Below are 19,222 nucleotides of genomic sequence, written 5' to 3' on the forward strand. Positions count from 1 at the left end.
ACTATACAAACATTTGCTGCAACAAGCCTTTTTTAAATTGTTGTGTGGCTTCTATTTGTTGGGTAACGGTTTCTATTTTACTATCTATTGCACTTAAATAGCTGGCGATTTTTTGTTGTTCTTCGATGGATGGAAGACTTATCTTCAATTTATAAAAATCTCCATGATTCAGATCTGGGATTGTAGATGTCCCAGCTAATCTTAAAATTGTATTTTGAGTTTTATCTAATACTAAAAAGTAATAAAGAAAATCTTTGATACAGCTTTTATTAAACTTTATTCTAAAAAAGTTATTATGAAATACTCCTTCAACACCAGTAACAACTTGTCCTGTATTACCTGTTCTGGTCATTAAGATATCGTCTTTTTTACAAATAACTGAGTTAGGTGGATTCTTGATAAAATACTTTTTTTCAGACTTTTCTTTTAAAAATTCATTTGTTATATAAAAATAACTTCCTTCTACAGGTTCAAGATACCTTTTTGAAATAGAGATTTGCAATCCTTGATTTATTTTAACAAAATCTCCCAACCGTTTCTCTTCCCAATCTGGGTAATCACTGCCATCATCTTTTCTAAAACGTAGTTGTTGGCTAAACAGTTGTTGCATCACGCCTTTTTTGTACTGCGACAGCAGCTCCTTTTTTTGGTTGAGTTGCTGTAATTTGCTTTCTACTGCGGTTAAAAACTGGGCTATTTTTTTTTGTTCTGCTAGGGATGGTAATATGATGTACAAGCCTTTTAAATCAGAATTATAAACATTACTTATACTAACACCTTTTGCTAATGATGCTATTTTTCGCTTTAATTTTTGATTAATGTAATAAGAAGCGTAGATCTGCGAGTAAACTGATTCGTATTTTGGTTTTAAGATATTTATTGTTCGACCAATCGCAATATTTTTAATTGTAAGTGCTGATGCTGAACCAATATCTAAAGGGTCTTCACCTGCTGATGGCAATAGAATTTCATCACCATCACTGAATTTTAATTCTCTTCTATCGAGGTTTGTTTTGTTTACCACTTCATGAATTACTTCATTGTACATATGGTATAATTCTCCATATCTAACACAAGGAATTTCAAATTCTGGTGAAGCTTCATTTTGCTTAATATTTTTCCCTGTTGTAAAAAGAAATATATCTTCGAAGATATTTTTAACAAACCCATCACCATTAAACTCTTTAAAGCGTAGTTCTGGCACCAGTCTTTTAGGTGCATTTGAAGCTATGGTTTCGTGACTCATCATGACGTTGGTATTGTTATTTTGAGTAGCCATTAAAAAGGTGTGTTTATTCCTAGTTCTTTACAAAAGCCTGCTATTACTTCATCTGTGCTTCGACTACGCTCAGCAACTTCCTTAAGCTGTTTTGAGATTTCTGCAAGATCTACAGGTTCTTCCTCTTCAAAGGTGTCTACATAGCGTGGTATGTTTAGGTTGTAATCGTTATCTTTTACCTCATCTAGACTAGCTACATAGCTGTATTTGTCTTGTGTGGCTTGAGATCCTGAATCAAGTTCAGGATGACAATAAGTTCTATATGTTGAAACTATTTTATCTATATGTTCTGGTAGTAGTACATTTTGGGTTTTAACTTTTTCAAAATGGTTACTAGCATCTATAAACAGGATGTTGTTACTGCGAGCGCTGGTATTACGGTCTTTTTTAAGTACCAAAATACAAGTTGGTATACTGGTACCGTAAAAAATATTGGCTGGTAGGCCTATTACGGCATCTAGCTGGTTGGTATCTGCAATAAGGTACTTGCGTATGTGACCTTCGGCAGCACCACGAAATAAAACACCGTGTGGTAATACGCACGCCATAGTCCCATTGGTATCTAACTGGTAAATCATGTGCTGTACAAAAGCAAAGTCGGCTTTACTTTTGGGCGCCATTTTTCCGTATGGTGAAAAACGCTCGTCGCTTATAATAGCATCTGGATTCCATTTTGCAGAAAACGGTGGATTTGCCACTATGGCTTCAAACTTAAGTTCGCTATGTACTGGCGATGGGTTGACTAGTGTATCGTCGTTATAAATGTCAAAACGTTTGTAATGCACATCGTGCATGATCATGTTCATACGTGCCAAGTTGTACGTGGTTGGGTTGCTTTCTTGCCCATAAAAGGCGCCAACTTCATTCACTTCTTTAGCCACACGTAGTAATAAGGAACCAGATCCACAAGTTGGGTCGTACACGCTTTTAAGTCGGTCTTTGTCAGTAGTGACTAACTGCGCCAATATTTTAGATACTTGTTGTGGTGTATAAAACTCGCCTGCCTTTTTACCTGCGCCACTTGCAAATTGCCCAATAAGATACTCGTAAGCATCACCTAGAATGTCGCTTTCGGCATTGTCTACATCAAAGTTAATGGCTTCTAAACGGTTTAGTATTTTTACGATAAGCTCGTTTTTGGCTTCTTCGGTTTTACCTAGTTTGCTGCTGGTAAGGTCTAAATCTTCAAAGAGGTTACCAAAATCATCTTCGCTCTCGCTACCCATAGTGCTTTGTTCTATGCTAGTGAGTACTTTTTGTAAATCTTCTAGTATAAACTTATTGACACCATCAGAATTACCACGTTTTGCCAACTCGCTAAACAGTTCGGTTGGTTTTAAGAAATACCCTAAAGCGTCTAACGCATCGGTACGCAAGGCATCAATAAGCGCTTCTTCTTGCTCATGACCCATTACTTGATCATAGGTTAAGCCATCTGGTGCTAGTGCTTTGTTAGCGTGCAGTGTCATTTTACGGCTTAGGTATTTGTAAAAAATAAAGCCTAGTATGTAATCTCTAAAATCGTCGGCATCCATATTACCACGTAGGTCGTTGGCGATATTCCAGAGTGTTTGATGTAGTTGTTGTTGGTTTTCGGACATTGATTGATATTAGTTTAAACAAATAAAGCGGCTCATTGTGAGTCGCTATTAATTAAGGGACAATAAATATAGGAAAAGTAAGTGTAATTCCTAAAACTTAATAGTATTCATATTACCAAACCAAATGAACTTATTACAAAACCTCCCCTAAAGCCTTCAATTCAACTCCAAGCTCATTAAACATACTTAGAATACTACTTATTTTAAGTTCCTCCTCTGTGTATTCTTGGGTATTAATACTACATGTAAATTCCCATATTTCTAAGACTTCGTCAATAGGTACGCTATAATCATTATAAGTTTTATTATCAGACATCAATAATAATGAGCCATTAAAGTCTATATTATTCATTACACGTTTATAAACCATACCATCGTTTAATGTAACCAAAACATAGGTCTTACCTGTTTTTATATCATTTCTGTCTTCTATAAACCTACCAATTACAAAAGCACCATCTTTCATCGGCAACATAGAATCCCCTTTTATGGGAAAAGCCCTGTGCTTTCCTGTTGGTAAAAAAGGAAGTTTTATTTTTTGAAGTTGCTCTATGTATTCAGGATCGTCATAACCATTTAAATAACCAGCTGTAGCCTTCGCAGGTACAATTTCTATTAAATTATCATTGTCCGCATCTACCAAAATAGGAAACAACACACGTTGACTACCTATTTCTATAAATGCACTATCCTTAGATTTTGTCAAATCGTTTCGCAATAATATATCTATGGGCAAACTAAAATAATCCGAAAGTTGTATCAAAAACTCTAAAGTTGGCGCAGATCGTCCTTCTTCGTAAGAGCCAATACGAGATCTTGGAACATTTAGGTTTTCGGCCAAGGTCTCTTGTGTTAAACCTTTAAGCCCTCTAAGATGGCGAATGTTTTTTGATATAATCTTCATAATACTACAAATATAAGCAATAATTACTTATATATGTAGTTAATTTTGCATTATGGAGAAAAGCATTTTGCATTTAGATTTAGACACTTTTTTTGTCGCTTGTGAACGCCTTATAGACAGGCGTTTACAAAACAAACCTTTATTAGTTGGTGGTACAGGAGACCGTGGCGTGGTAGCAGCCTGTAGTTATGAAACACGCCCTTTTGGTGTGCATTCAGGTATGTCTATGAAAGTAGCAAGACGTTTATGTCCTGAAGCTATAGTTATTCGTGGTAATTCATCAATATATACTAAATATTCTCATTTAGTAACAGAGGTGATTAAGGAGAGTGTGCCAGTATTTGAAAAAGCCAGTGTAGATGAGTTTTATGCCGACCTCTCAGGAATGGATAAATTTTATGGATGCTACAAATATGCTTCAGATTTACGAAAAAGGATTATTAAGGAATCAGGATTGCCAATCTCATTTGGACTTTCAGCCAATAAAATAGTGTCAAAAGTAGCTACAGGTGAAGCCAAACCTAACAATCAACTAAAGATAGATACTGGTTTTGAAAAAGATTTTTTAGCACCCTTGTCCATTCGCAAAATTCCATCTGTTGGCTCAAAGACCTATCAAGTACTACGGAATTTGGGTGTTGATACCGTAAAGGTAGTCCAACAAATGCCAATTGAAATGATGATTAGCGCATTAGGTGCAAATGGAAGAACAATTTGGAAAAGAGCAAACGGTATTGATAACCCACCTCTTATTCCCTTTCACGAGCGAAAATCTATTTCCACAGAACGAACATTCAATAAAGACACAATTGATATGGACATTCTAAGGACAACCGTTTTTGCAATGGCAGAAAATTTAGCTTTTCAATTAAGAAAAGGAAACAAGTTAGCAGGAACTGTAAGTGTTAAAATTCGTTATTCTGATTTCAATACATACAGTAAACAAATAAAAATTCCATACTCAAGTGCAGATCATATAATCATACCAAAAGTTATGGAATTGTTTGAAAAATTATATCAACGTCGAATTCTTATTCGCTTAGTTGGTGTAAAGATTAGTGATATTGTAAGTGGTCATTATCAAATTAACATGTTTGATGACACTGAGGAAATGATAAACCTCTATAACGCTATGGATAAGGTTAGAAACCGTTATGGAGAATTGAGTATTATGAGAGCCTCATCAATGGGAGCAAAAACCATAGGACGTTTTCAAAACCCTTTTAGTGGTGAACCACCAATTTTATTAGCACATAGAAATCAATAATGTACCTGAATTGCCATACATATTATTCCTTACGTTTTGGAACGTTTTCTGAGGTAGCCTTATTAGAGTTAGCCAAGGAAAATAGTATACAGGCTTTGGTATTAACAGATATCAACAATACGTCTGCTTGTTTAAACTTTGTTAGAAAAGCAAAAGATTTCAATATAAAACCCATTATAGGTATTGACTTTAGAAATGACAACGATCAATTATACGTTGGTATTGCTAGGAATAATGAGGGGTTTAGGGAACTTAACCAGTACCTCTCCTATCATTCTGAAAAGGGAATAAAATTACCAGAGATACCAACAGTGATCTTTAACCATTGCTACGTCATTTACCCATTTGAAAAGGTATTACAACTTGAAAAAACTGAATTTAAGCCTTATGAATTTATTGGTGTTTCTGTAGAGGAATTACGGAAATTACGTTTCTCAAAACTACTCTCTTATAAAAACAAATTAGTTATACAACAACAAGTCACCATAAGAAATAAACGTGATTTTAACGCGCATCGTTTATTACGATCAATTGATAAGAATTGCTTGTTAAGTAAACTAGATACTTCCGAAGAATGTCTTATAACGGATAAGATGTATCCTTTAGAAACGTTGAAAGAAACGTTTATGGACTTTAAGTTTATATTAGCGAATACACAACATATATTAGACACCTGCACCATTGATTTTTCGTTTGGAAACCATAGAATATCACAAAATCTAAAGCTCTATACCAACACTTTTAATGAAGATTATGAGCTATTAGAACGTTTATGTTACCAAAACCTAAAAAAGCGATATAGCAATCCATCACCTAGAGTTATTAAACGCTTAAAAACAGAACTACACACCATTAAGACCTTGGATTTTGTGTCCTTTTTCCTAATTAATTACGACATCGTAAGCTATGCCAAAAGCAAAGGCTATTTTCATGTTGGTCGTGGTAGTGGTGCCAATAGTATTGTTGCCTATATTATTGGTATTACGGACGTAGACCCAATTGAACTTGACTTGTACTTTGAACGTTTTATCAATCCGTTTAGAGCATCACCACCAGACTTTGATATTGACTTTTCTTGGAAGGACAGAGACGATGTTACCGCATATATTTTTAAACGGTTTAAGCATACAGCATTAATGGCTACTTACAACACCTTTAAATACCGTGCTGTGGTAAGAGAATTAGGCAAAGTGTTCGGTTTGCCAAAAGAAGAAATTGATAAATTAAGCAAGGGTAATTATACCTTATCTAATTTAGATGACATCTCTAAATTGGTACTACGCTATGGTAAACTTATAGAGGGTTTCCCTAACTATCTTAGCGTGCATTCCGCTGGCATCATCATTTTAGAGAAACCAGTGCATTATTATTCCGCTACAGATCTTCCACCCAAAGGATTCCCAACGGTTCAGTTTGATATGATAATTGCTGAAGATGTTGGCATTTTTAAGTTCGATATTTTAGGGCAACGTGGCTTGGCAAAAATTAAAGAAGCCTTGGAAATTATTAAAACCAACAGACCAGAAGCACAAGATATAGACATTACAAATGTAGAAGCCTTTAAGGCAGACAAAAACATCAATCAACTGCTAAAATCGGGTGGTGCTATTGGTGCATATTATGTAGAATCTCCAGCGATGCGTGGACTAATGCAACAGTTGCAAACTGATAATTATTTGGGTTTGGTTGCTGCCAGTTCCATTATTAGACCAGGTGTATCTAGTTCGGGTATGAAAGACGAATATATTAGACGCCATTGTAACCCTGAAAAACGAAAAGATGCTCATCCTATATTAATGCAAATTATGCCAGAGACTTATGGAGTTATGGTTTATCAAGAAGATGTGCTTAAAGTAGCAAATCAGTTTGCTGATCTTACACTTGGCGAAGCAGATATATTGCGACGAGGAATGAGTGGTAAATATCGGTCAAGGAAAGAGTTTTTAGAGGTAGAACAAAAGTTTATATCCAATTGTAGAAATAAAGGCTTTAATGATGATTTAATTTTTGAGGTGTGGAATCAGATCAAAAGTTTTGCAGGCTATGCGTTTGCTAAAGGACATTCGGCATCCTATGCCGTAGAAAGTTACCAGAGTTTGTTCTTAAAGTGCTACTACCCTTTGGAGTTTATGACCGCAGTTTTAAATAATGGTGGTGGCTTTTATAGTGCAGAACATTATTTGCACGAAGCCAAAAAACAAGGAGCTAAAATATGTTTGCCCTGTATTAACAAAAGTGACCATCCAAATAGGCTTATAGGTAAGTCCATTTATTTGGGTTTTGGTTATCTTAAAAACTTGGAGACTTATAACGTTCAAAAAATCATTACAGAGCGCCAATTGCATGGTAACTACAAATCCCTCGATGATTTTATAGACCGCATTGCTATTAGCATAGAACAACTAACTATTCTTATTCGTATCAACGCTTTTAGGTTTACACAAAAACATAAAACAGAATTGTTATGGCAAGCCATTTTTAAACTCAACGCAATGGGTACAAAAAGTCAACAAGCACCGCTTTTCAAAATTCAACATAAACAATTCAAATTACCTAAACTAAAAACCAATTGGATTGAAAATGCCTATGATGAAATGGAACTACTAGGCTTTCCTTTGTGTAATTATTTTAACTTGGTCAATGAGCAAATGATAGATGGTATTTTAGCAAAGGATATGAAAGATTATGTAGAAAAAAAAGTGGTTATTTATGGTAGTCTTGTCACCACAAGATTCAACAAAACAGTTCAAGGTAAATTAATGAGATTGAGCACTTTTATAGATAAGAAAGGTAACTATTTTGACGCAGTACATTTTAGTGGTGTGGTTGACCAATACCCAATAAACGGCTTAGGTGTATATGCTTGTTATGGAACTATCAAGGATAGATTTGGTTTTTATAGTATGGTTGTAGTATCTAGTAAAAAAATGGCAATTTTACCTGACCCTCGGAATGCAACAGAGTCTGTTCATAAAACTGTCAACAGGATTTCTTAATTTTAAGAAAAAATAAAATATGTGTTTCCATACAAGTACTACAAACAAGGTCAAAAAATTAGAGAATCATTTTAACGTTAATTTGGTAGATCCTTCTATGGAGTCTTATTTCGATAAGCCTACCTACCATCACAACGGCTTTTCACATCCTAATATGCTTGTAATACCTCAAGAGCGTTCAGATGTTTTGGCGCCTGGTATTTGGGGTATAGTCCCAAACTACAAAACAAAGGACGAAATAAAAGACTATCATAAAGAAGCCGTGCGCTATGGTGGAGGATTAAATGCGCGATCAGAAAAGGCATTTAACCATTTTATATATAAAGAGGCGATTATGGAAAACCGTTGCATTATTCCTGTTTCTGGTTTTTTTGAGCCTCACGACCATAAAGGCAAAAAATACCCTTTTCACTTTAAGGACAAAAAAGATAGACCTTTGGCATTGGCAGGGCTTTATACGGTAATTGACACTTATATCACCTTTACTATATTAACTAAGAACGCATCTCCATTATTTGCCAAAATTCATAATAAAAAAAACAGACAACCTTTAATCTTAGATGAAGACTTAACTCATAATTGGTTGTCAGTTGATTTAAAGAAATCAGATATTGAAGATATCCTACACTACAGTTTCCCAGAAGACCAATTGGAGGCTTATTCCGTAAGCAAAGATCTATTTAGTCCTAAAGTAGATAGCAATAATGAGACAATTATTAATGAGGTTCATTATCCAGAACTCACCGAAACAGAATAACAAATAAATAATTTATTTTTTTATCTTTACTGTATTAATTTGTGAACACAAACCGAACACGATTTGGAACACGATTGAGAATACAATGAATTTTTAAAAGTCTGAATATCAATTATTTAACGTTTTCAAAAACGTTAATTTTAAATTCATAACCCAGAGGTCAGGAGTTCAAATCTCCTTCTCGCTACAGCAATTAAAGCCCAGCACGCATGTGTAGGGCTTTTTTTATGCGCTGTAATGACACTTTGCTTCAAATTATAAACGCATAAGAACGTAACAATATACTGGCATTGTGGCTTTTATTATTGCAAAGGTTCCTTAAATAAGGATTCTCAACATATAAATATTACAAATAAAAAGCCCAGCAAATTTTGCTGGGCTTTTGGTTATTATAACTTAAGTTTCTTATTTCTTAATAATTAACTTCGTCTGGTGTTTTTCACCAGAGTTTGTGGTAGCAATAACATTATAGATACCTTGAGGTAAAGCATGAACGGAAATTCGTTTACCTTCTTTATCTATTTTTCCACCTTTTATCTCTTGTACTTTTCTTCCTGTTAAATCAAAAATCTCAATCATTTCGACTTCTGTAACATCATTAAAGCTAACTAAAGCTCTTCCTGAAGAAGGGTTTGGTGAAATTCTCATTGTATTAGCAGGCTCTACAGTACGTGCAGATGGAGGAACTGTTGGCTGTAAATATTGAATCAATGTTGCCTTAGTCTCAGTATCACTATCATCAATATTATTAGAAATACCTCCTCTACCTCTTAAGTGAATACTAATAAGGTCATTCTCGTTACTATAAACTTGTACACGCATAGCTTCTGCTACAATAGCTGGCTCATCTCTTCCATCCCATTCAAAAATACCGCTATTTATCCATCCTGCGTAACCTTCGTCTAGAGTAATCCATTCACCATTGTTAAGATAGCTAATACGCCATGATGCACCATACTGTGGTTGACTATCATAAGTACCACCAAAAGTTACATAGTTAACTGTTTTTGGTGATGCCCAATCTACTTGCCATTTAAAACCATTATCAGCAGTTGGTGTTCCAAGGTTTGCTAGGTAAGGAACTCCATACTCATTCCAATCTGTTACTAATCTGTAATTATCAATTAATGGATCGTATAAAATAGCTTGTGGTGTACCACGTCCACTACCAACTGGCACAGAACCAGATACCGTTGCATCATCTAGCAATGCTAAGTTGGTGTTCTCATCTGGCTCATTTGTAGTAGAACCGTCAGATACAGTAACTTGCTTAGTGATGGAATCAAGGTTACCATCACCATCTACAACAGTTAAAGTGACAGCATAAGTTCCTGAGCTAGCGTAAGTATGAGAAAAAGTAGTTGGAGAACCTGAATAATTTTCAACAACACCATCTCCGTAATCAATTGTATAATCCTCAATGAATTGATCGTCTGTTGATGCACTGGCATCAAAATCAACTACTAATCCGTTTGTAGTAAAATCGAAATCCGCAGTTGGGAATCCTGGATCTACCGTAGGAGGTAAATACATAAACAAGGTCGCCTTAGGCGTTGTAGCACTATCATTGATGTTATTAGAAATACCACCTCGACCTCTTAAATGGATGCTTACCAAATCTGAGTTACCATCACTATACACCTGTACACGCATAGCATCTGCTATAATTGGTGCACCTGCTGTGCCATCCCATTCGTAAATACCACTATCTATCCAGCCACCTTGGCCTTCTTCTAACGTTGTCCATTGACCATTACTCATATATTCCACTTTCCATAAAGCATTTGGCTGTGGTTGATTAGGATATGTACCTCCAATAGTTACATAGTTAACAGCTTTTGGTGCTGCCCAATCTACACGCCAAAAGAAACCTTCGTCTGCAACTGGTCGTCCAAGATTCTGGTTATAAGACACTCCATATTCATTCCAAGCTGTTCTTGTACGATAATCATTTATTAATGGATCGTACAGTATAGCCAATGGTGTTCCACGACCAGCACCTGTTGGTACAGAACCTGATAATGTTGCATCATCTAATAATGCTAAATTGATATTTTCATCAGGTACATTAGTTACCGATCCGTCACTTACTGTAACATTTTTACTAAAACAACCTATTAAACCGTCACCATCAATAACAACTAGTTTAACTAAATAGGTTCCTGCACTTGAATATGTATGTGTTGTATTAGGACCAGCGTTTGAAGTTGTACCATCTCCAAAATCCCACTGATACCCAACAACACTTACATCATCTGTAGATGTGCTAGCATCAAAATCAACCTCAAGCATATCTGATGTTGAAACAAAATCAGCTACTGGAGCTCCTGCTTGTGGCAAATACATAAATAGTGTTGCCTTTGGCGTTGTTGCACTGTCATTGATTTTTGTAGAAATACCTCCACGACCTCTAAGATGAATACTAGATATAGGATTAGTGCCATCACTAAAAACTTGTATGCGCATGGCATCTGCAGTGATAGGTGGTAAACTTGTACCATCATATTCATAAATTCCATTAACTAACCAGCCTCCTTGGCCTTCATCTAGAGTTGTCCATTCTCCTTCAAACAGATAACTAACTCTCCATAAGGCATTTGGTTGTGGTTGGTTTGGATACATACCACCAATTGTAATATAATTCATTGCTTTTGGTGCTGCCCAATCTACACGCCAGAAAAAGCCATTATCGGCATCTGGTGTCCCTAGGTCTTGTTGGTAACTTACACCATACTCATTCCATTTAGTTCTAACACGATAATCTTCTATTAAAGGATCGTATAAAATAGCCAATGGAGTACCACGACCAGTACCAGCTGCTACAGAACCAGATAAAGTTGCATCTCCTAATAAGGCTAAATTAACCATATCATTAGGACAGTTATCCACTACTGGTATCACAATATCACAGCCATCTGGTATGCCATTACCATCTAAATCTACATTATCATCAAAACCTGGGCAGATATCAAATTCATCACAGACGCCATCTCCGTCTGAGTCTGTTTCTGGTGAAGTGGTTACGGTTACATCTTGAGTTAACTCTAATACATTACCATTACCATCGTCAAAAGACCAGTTTACAACATAGTCTCCGCCTTGAGTATATTCAACTGGGTCTGTTGTAGTACCTACTATAGTACCTAAACAATTATCAAAAGCTGTTGGTGGTACTAAGGACACAGAACATTCTTCCGTAACGGCTGGTACTTCCGTAGCACCTGGAACACATTTATATAGTTCCACATTTTTTAAGCAGAATTCGTAGCCATCACCTAAACTAGCATAACTTGCTAAAAAGTTTAAAGCTCCTTCTAAAGTTAAATGGCTAACATCAAATAGGTTAACATCTATTGCTTCTGTATCTATTGCATTTGTATCTACCCATAAGATCAACTCACCATCTAAGAAAACTCTTCCAATACCTCCAATATATTTTACCTCAACATTATGCCATTCATTTAACGGCACATTAGTTTCTGCATAAAGGATATCACCACTTTCTAAATATATTCCTACTTGTTCTGTGATAACGTTATACACAATACCTAAAAACTCTAGATAAGGGTTTTCAGCAACCCCTAAGCTAACTATGCCATTTTGTTGTGGTTGCACTAAAGCGCCATTTACTTCAAATGCTACACCTGAATCTGAATCAGCGGTTACTTGAGGTATATATGATAAGTTAAAATCGAGTGATACACCAAAATTAGTTGGATCAAAATTATCTTCAATAGGAGTGGCATCGAAACCAGCTATGATACTTAACACATCAGGATCGGTTATTACAGCATTTAAATCATCAAAATTATCTACAATTGCATTGTCTAAACATAGACCATCTGTATCTGAAATGCTAACACCAGGTATAATCTCTGTATTGTTATTACCATTAGCATCACTTAAGTCCGTAAGTGGATAAGTAGCTATAATTTCTTTTAAAACAGGAGCATCTGTATCTGCATTACATAAATCTTCTAAAGTGGGAATTGACTCGTCACATTTATAAATTGAAAAATAATAATCCCAAGCACCCACAACAGATTGAACAGTGCCGTCATCTAGCGACCTAACAAGAGTGCCATCTGGATAAGGATCATTAGTTGAAAAAGCAGTAGCATAAGTACCACCATTATCTATAATAGCAGGGCTCAATAAAAAATAGTAACTATTTCCTGGCACAACACTTACGGTAGTGGAAAACTGAAAATGGACATCATACGGAGCACTTGGAGGAGTAGCAGGAGTTGTATAAATTGTAGATGCGATTACTGGTGCTAAAGCACCTGTAGCTATACCTTCGTATAGACTCATGGTATACTCCGTGTTTGGTATAAGGTAATTAAACTTTTGCGTAATCCCATCTATTTCGGTTACACCTACTGGCACAATAAATGATTGTCCGTAGGCCGTTTGGTTTAAACCAGCAGGAGAAGCGTAAGAATTAGTTTCGAGAGATTCTAATTGTGGGAGACGTTCTTCACAAGGTTCTTGTTGTACTTCTTCGCACTTGTAAATTGAAAAGTAAAGATCATAACCATGATCAAAATGAAATGGCCCAGAGTCGGGAGCAATAAAAAAACCTTCCCCATCTGAATAAGATTGGTAATCAGCAAGTGTAGCTCCAATATCATTATTAGAGCTAACTATTGAAAAATAATAACTATTACCTGGTATAATATTAACTGTATTGGTAAATTGAAACTGAACATCTTCGAAATATAGAGCATTGTCAACTGAATGTGTTAATGATGCAATAACTGGATCTAGTCCATCAGTATGATCTCCTTCGTAAAGATTTAAGGTAATAACATCTGGTGCAGTAGAAGAAATATTTAATGTAATACCATCTATTTCTGTAACATTAACTGGTGGAATGAAGCTTTGAGCTATACTATAAGTGACACCTGCCCCAAAAGAAGCACCTTCAGATGAGATTGTTTCAAGTTGCACAATTCTATTTTCACAAGGTTCTTGTGCACTTAGTGACAGTGATAAAAGTAAGATTGGTATAAAACACCAATACTTAAAATAGTTTGTAAATTTAGTTTTCATATTCATAAAAAATAGTTTTAGTTCAACATTGAACCACTAACTATTTATAAATACAAAAAGGCTACTACCAAGTAAATGGCACAGCCTAATATTATACTATAAACAAAATAGAGTACAAATGTTGAGGGTTGATTAATTAATAGCTTAATAAAAGTCGTACAAATAAAGTATAAGTACAAATGTTAACTTCAATATTCGACAAAACGTATCACAAATCTGTTATTAAGTGATTTCTTTATCTAATTAACACAAAATAAACAACTTAAAACATTCAATATTTATAATAGTAATTATAAAAACCAAACTTTATTCGCTAAAAATTAAAGACATCGACGAAAGGCAAGCTTACTTAAATTATGCACTTTATCGATTTTTTTTGCATTTTATAGATGATTATTCAGATTTATTAATATATTAGCCACCTAATTAAATTCATTAAACCCCAAACTAATGAGAAAAACTACCTACTTTATCACACTTTTATTTTTTGTAGTGTTCAATTCTTATGCACAAGAAAAATACTCAAGAATAAAAATCTCAAACCCAAGCCAACAACAAATTAACACTATAGCCTCACAAGGTATTGAGCTAAGTTGTGGTGTAGAACATGAGGGAGAAAACATCGTCATAGAATTGAGCGAAACAGAACTCAATAACTTACAAAATGCAAATATTCCTTATACTGTAGAGGTAGATGACGTTTCAGAGTTTTATGCAAATAGAGCTCAGAATACGGTTCACAGAAGATCTAGAGCTCCTAGAGCAGATAACAGTTCTAATACTATAATGTCTAAGTCTATATCTAGTGTTATTCAAAATAACATACTTCAATACTCTGGTAGTAGTGAAATAGATTTTGTAGAGCCACAAAATTTTCCGGATGTAAACGCTCTTAGTATGGGTGGATGTCTTACGTTGAGTGAAATGAAATCTCAACTAGATGCCATGTACACTTACTCTCAAACAAATGGGCTTGATATTATATCCCAAAAAGCAAATGCCTCTTCAACAGGACAAAAAACTTGGGGTAATCCAACCAATAATTATCCTAACCCACAAAATAATGGTCCATCTACATACTCTGGCACAGGAAGTACAAGATGGGATCCTGAAACCATTTGGTATGTGCGTATAACAGGAAACCAAAGTAGTACACCAGAAGGTACAAAGCCTCAAATGTTATTTACATCGATGATACACTCAAGAGAAGTAAGCGCATTAATGAACAATATTTATTTTATGTGGTATCTACTTGAAAACTATAATACAGACCCAGGGATTAAAGAATTGGTAGATAACAATGAACTTTACTTTGTTCCTGTAGTAAATCCAGATGGTTTGCGCTACAATGAAGTTACGGACCCATCAGGTGGTGGTATGCAACGTAAAAACCTAAGACCTTACGGCACTACTACAAATCCTAGCAGAGGTGTAGATTTAAATAGAAATTTTGATTATTACTGGGGATTAAATGACACAGGGTCTTCTGGCTCATCCACAAGTGGTACTTACAGAGGGCCAAGCCCAGAGTCAGAGCCAGAAACACAGATTATGGTAGATTTTATAACAAACAGAAATTTTCAGTCTGCTGTATGGAATCACTCTTATGCCAATTCTGTACCACATCCTTATGGTGGTGATCCAAATGCCAATACAGATAGAGAAGATGAATATTACAGATGGCACGAAGAAATGACCAGATACAATAGATACCTTTATGGTGCTACTATATTTTATGAATCAAACGGATTACCTGATGATTGGATGGTAGGTGGTTTACCAGATAATAATGGTTCTACTGGTCTTAATGCTCATGGACAATCTATTATTGCAACTACACCAGAGCATGGTGGTAGTGGTGATGGTTTTTGGCCTAGTCGTTCTAATATTGTACCTATAGCCAAAAAATCTATGCGTATTTCATTAGGTACAGCTTATTATGGTGGTAAGTATGCGAAACTACATGATTTAACGCAAAGTAATATTACTACAACATCTAACGTACCATTAGATTTTGGTATAGAACGTGTAGGACAAACTCCAAGTGACTTTACAGTAACTGTAACACCAATCTCTGCAAATATAACTACAGCCTCTCCTGTATCGGTAACCGCAAGTGGTATACAAATTAATACAACAACAAATTCGTACAGAAACCAAACTGAGGTAACAGCACTTATCGATTTAGATCCTTCTATTTCACCAAACGAAAAGATAGAATACAACGTTAAGTTCTCTAACGACGATGGTGTTATTTACGAAGCTAATTATGTAAAATATTACCAACCAACAGTATTATTCAGTAATACACCAGATACAGACGGATTAACTGGCTGGACACAATCTGGAGGTTGGGCAACAACTACATCAGATGCTTATTCTGGTAGTAGTGCAATTAACACAGGAACATATTCTACTAACGCTACAAAAACATTAACAACTACAAATAGTTATGATTTTTCAAATTCTAATGAAGTATTGATTCAGTTTTATGCTAAATGGGATATTGAAAGAAACTATGATTATGTAGAAGTTTTAGGTTCACCAAACGGAGGCTCTAGCTGGATATCTTTGAGTGGTAAATATACTAAACCAGAAGCGACAAGCTCAACAACCAATCATGATAATAAGAATAGTTCATATTCAACTTTTCAATCCGGAAGTAGTGGTAACATCTACGATGGTGATAGAATGGATAATTGGGTAATGGAAGAATTTGTTATAGATGACAGCTATTCTTCTTTATTAAACTCTAATGATGTAAAAATTAGATTTAGATTTAGAACAGATGCCTTAAATGTAAATGAAAGCTACACTACAACTAATGACGGTTATTTTATTGATGATTTTAAAATTATTAGTTTACAGATTCCTTGTGAAACTACGGTGCCGACAAACCTAGCAGCAAACACGATAACGGATTCTACAGCAGAAATTACATGGGATAATATTCCTTCTGCAACTTACGATTTAAGATATAGAGAATCTGGCGCACCAAGTTGGACAGAGGTTACAGACTTTGCTGGTTCTACTTATACTTTAACAGGTTTAAACATAACTACAGATTATGAAGTACAAGTAAGAAGCAGATGTGTTGCTTCAACTTCTACATATAGCAGCTCTTTAAACTTTACAACGACTGATGTCAGTTATTGCACGGCTAGTGGTAGCACAACACAATACGAATATATTGGTAATGTAAACGTAAATGGTGTTAACAACAACACTTCTGGCACACCAGGAAGTGGATATAGTGATTTTACCAACTCTGATATTTTTGAACCAATGCAAATTGGTAGTACAGGAAATACCATTTCCGTAACTAAAACATGGCCAGGAAATGGATATAATGAAGCAATTTCTGTTTGGATTGATTATAACAAGGATGGTACTTTTGATGCCTCTGAGAAAATTTTGGAAGATGGAGCTAATCAAACCACTCCAGTTTCGGATAGTTTTGATGTACCAATTTCAGCTGTTACAGGAAGCACAAGAATGAGAGTTATAATGAAATACTATAGTGGTAGTAATTCAATACAAAACGATCCATGTGAAAACTTCAGTGATGGTGAAGTAGAAGACTATAATGTCTTTTTATATAACGGCCTTTTGTACACTAACTCTACTTGGTATCCTAGTGCTCCAACAGATTTAACTGGTTCGGAAAACATACTAATCTTAGATGGCACATATACTATCAATTCAAACATTAGTGTTAACAATTTTACAGTAGCTTCAGGAGCAACGGTTAATGTTAATAAGGAAAATGCTGTTACTGTTAACGGCGATATTACCAACAGCGGAGAATTTGTATTCAATTCAGACTCGAATGAATTTTCTAGTTTAATTTTGAGTGGTAATTCCTCTGATAATCTAAAATACAACAGACATGTTAACTCAAGTGCTAACAGAAATGACTTAATTGCTACACCTTTTAGTGGAGAAACTTTTGTAGATTTTGTATCAAATAATTCAAATATTGTTTCAAATACCGGAGAAACACTATACTTATTTGGTCCTTTTGATAAAACTGCCAGTGATTACATCACTTATTCTAACACTGAAACAAGTACGCTTGATGCTGGAAAAGGTTATAGAGCGGCTTCAACAGATAATAGTACGTTTACTTTTACGGGATCTCCTACAACAGGAACTCTAAATGTGCCTATATCAAAAACTGGTTCAGCTTTTGAAATATGGAATTTAATAGGTAACCCATACCCTTCTTACATAAAATTAGAAGACTTTTTAACAGCAAATATAGCTCAGTTAGATTCTGAAAGTGCTGCTGTATATGGTTATGATGCGGACAATTCTAATGGAAGTTATTGGACAATCTGGAATTTAGCCTATGCATCTATCAACCCTAATACGTTAATAGCACCTGGACAAGGTTTCTTTGTGTCTTCAAAAGATGGTGGTGGAACGATTTCATTTACACCTTCTATGCAAGCTTCAGGAAGTTCTGATGATTTTATTTCTGGAAGAAACTCATCTCAACCAGAATATGGCACAATAGTAATGAACTCTAGTACTCAAAACTTTAGTACAGATATTTACTTTACCAATACTGCAACTTTAAATTTAGATATCGGTTACGATGCAGCGCATTTTGATGGAATACCAACTGATTTTTCAATCTATTCCGAATTAGTTAATGATAATTCTGGAAGAGAAATGGCAATACAAGCTATAGGCTATAATGATATTGACAACTCACCTGTAATTCCGCTTGGTGTTAATGCAAATCAAGGAGAACAAATTACTATAGGGTTAAATAATTCTAACATCAGTTTCAATATATATTTGGAAGACGTATTGACCAACACCTATACACTTTTAAATACTTCTGATTATACGTTTACTCCTTCAACAAACCTTTCAGGTACTGGTCGTTTTTATTTAAGATTTGCAGAATCAACATTATCGTCTGATGAATCTGAATTAGACACTTTACAAGTGTATTCTGATAACAAAGCAAATGAAATAATAATTAAAGGTCAATTACAAAGACCTTCTACTGCTACTCTATTTGATATTCAAGGAAGACAGATTAGTAAAAACGCATTAGAAACAAATAGTATTAAAAATACTATAAATACATCTCAGTTGAGTGCTGGAATATATATAGTCCAGATTAGTAATAATGTTTCTAACTTAACTAAAAAAGTAACTATTAACTAAATAGTATTACTTATATAATTTAAAGCCGAAGCTAGTCTTCGGCTTTTTTTTGACACCTCTAAAAGGGTTATTCATCGATTTTTTTGGACTTTTTTAAAAACAAAAATGCATTTCATCGAATATATTTGCGTTTTATGGATATAAGCATTATGTTTGAGCCTAAATTTAGTCCCAAACTA

The 19,222-nt window shown here is 34.9% G+C and carries 8 protein-coding genes; 4 read left to right on the top strand and 4 right to left on the bottom strand.

Features of this window, described 5'->3' with window-relative positions:
- Position 1: 1 nt before the first annotated feature.
- The 3 genes from ACFFGA_RS06940 to ACFFGA_RS06950 form a co-directional block, all read right to left on the bottom strand.
- Positions 2-1,279, bottom strand: a complete 1,278-nt coding sequence (locus ACFFGA_RS06940; RefSeq protein ID WP_386061629.1) for a restriction endonuclease subunit S — start codon at positions 1,277-1,279, stop codon at positions 2-4.
- Entirely contained in the window at positions 1,279-2,880 is a 1,602-nt protein-coding gene (locus tag ACFFGA_RS06945) for a type I restriction-modification system subunit M (protein ID WP_386061632.1), read from the bottom strand. The genes ACFFGA_RS06940 and ACFFGA_RS06945 overlap by 1 nt, the downstream gene beginning before the upstream one ends.
- A gap of 133 nt (positions 2,881-3,013) precedes the next feature.
- On the bottom strand, positions 3,014-3,784 hold the full coding sequence (locus ACFFGA_RS06950) for an XRE family transcriptional regulator (protein ID WP_386061635.1): 771 nt from the start codon (positions 3,782-3,784) through the stop codon (positions 3,014-3,016).
- A gap of 52 nt (positions 3,785-3,836) precedes the next feature.
- Between ACFFGA_RS06950 and ACFFGA_RS06955 the strand changes: the two genes are divergently transcribed.
- From ACFFGA_RS06955 to ACFFGA_RS06965, 3 genes are read left to right on the top strand one after another with little or no spacing between them, the layout of a single operon-like run.
- On the top strand, positions 3,837-5,051 hold the full coding sequence (locus ACFFGA_RS06955) for a DNA polymerase Y family protein (protein ID WP_386061637.1): 1,215 nt from the start codon (positions 3,837-3,839) through the stop codon (positions 5,049-5,051).
- Entirely contained in the window at positions 5,051-8,047 is a 2,997-nt protein-coding gene (locus ACFFGA_RS06960; RefSeq protein ID WP_386061640.1) for a DNA polymerase III subunit alpha, read from the top strand. The genes ACFFGA_RS06955 and ACFFGA_RS06960 overlap by 1 nt, the downstream gene beginning before the upstream one ends.
- Positions 8,048-8,066: 19 nt before the next feature.
- On the top strand, positions 8,067-8,804 hold the full coding sequence (locus tag ACFFGA_RS06965; RefSeq protein ID WP_386061643.1) for an SOS response-associated peptidase: 738 nt from the start codon (positions 8,067-8,069) through the stop codon (positions 8,802-8,804).
- 405 nt (positions 8,805-9,209) lie between these two features.
- On the opposite strand, the gene ACFFGA_RS06970 is transcribed toward ACFFGA_RS06965, so the two are convergent.
- Entirely contained in the window at positions 9,210-13,859 is a 4,650-nt protein-coding gene (locus ACFFGA_RS06970; RefSeq protein ID WP_386061646.1) for a PKD domain-containing protein, read from the bottom strand.
- 450 nt (positions 13,860-14,309) lie between these two features.
- Between ACFFGA_RS06970 and ACFFGA_RS06975 the strand changes: the two genes are divergently transcribed.
- A complete protein-coding gene (locus ACFFGA_RS06975; RefSeq protein ID WP_386061649.1) occupies positions 14,310-19,043 on the top strand; it encodes a M14 family zinc carboxypeptidase in 4,734 nt (1,577 codons plus the stop codon).
- Positions 19,044-19,222 lie beyond the last annotated feature (179 nt).

Source organism: Winogradskyella pulchriflava (assembly GCF_042434315.1).
Classification (GTDB): Bacteria; Bacteroidota; Bacteroidia; order Flavobacteriales; family Flavobacteriaceae; genus Winogradskyella; species Winogradskyella pulchriflava.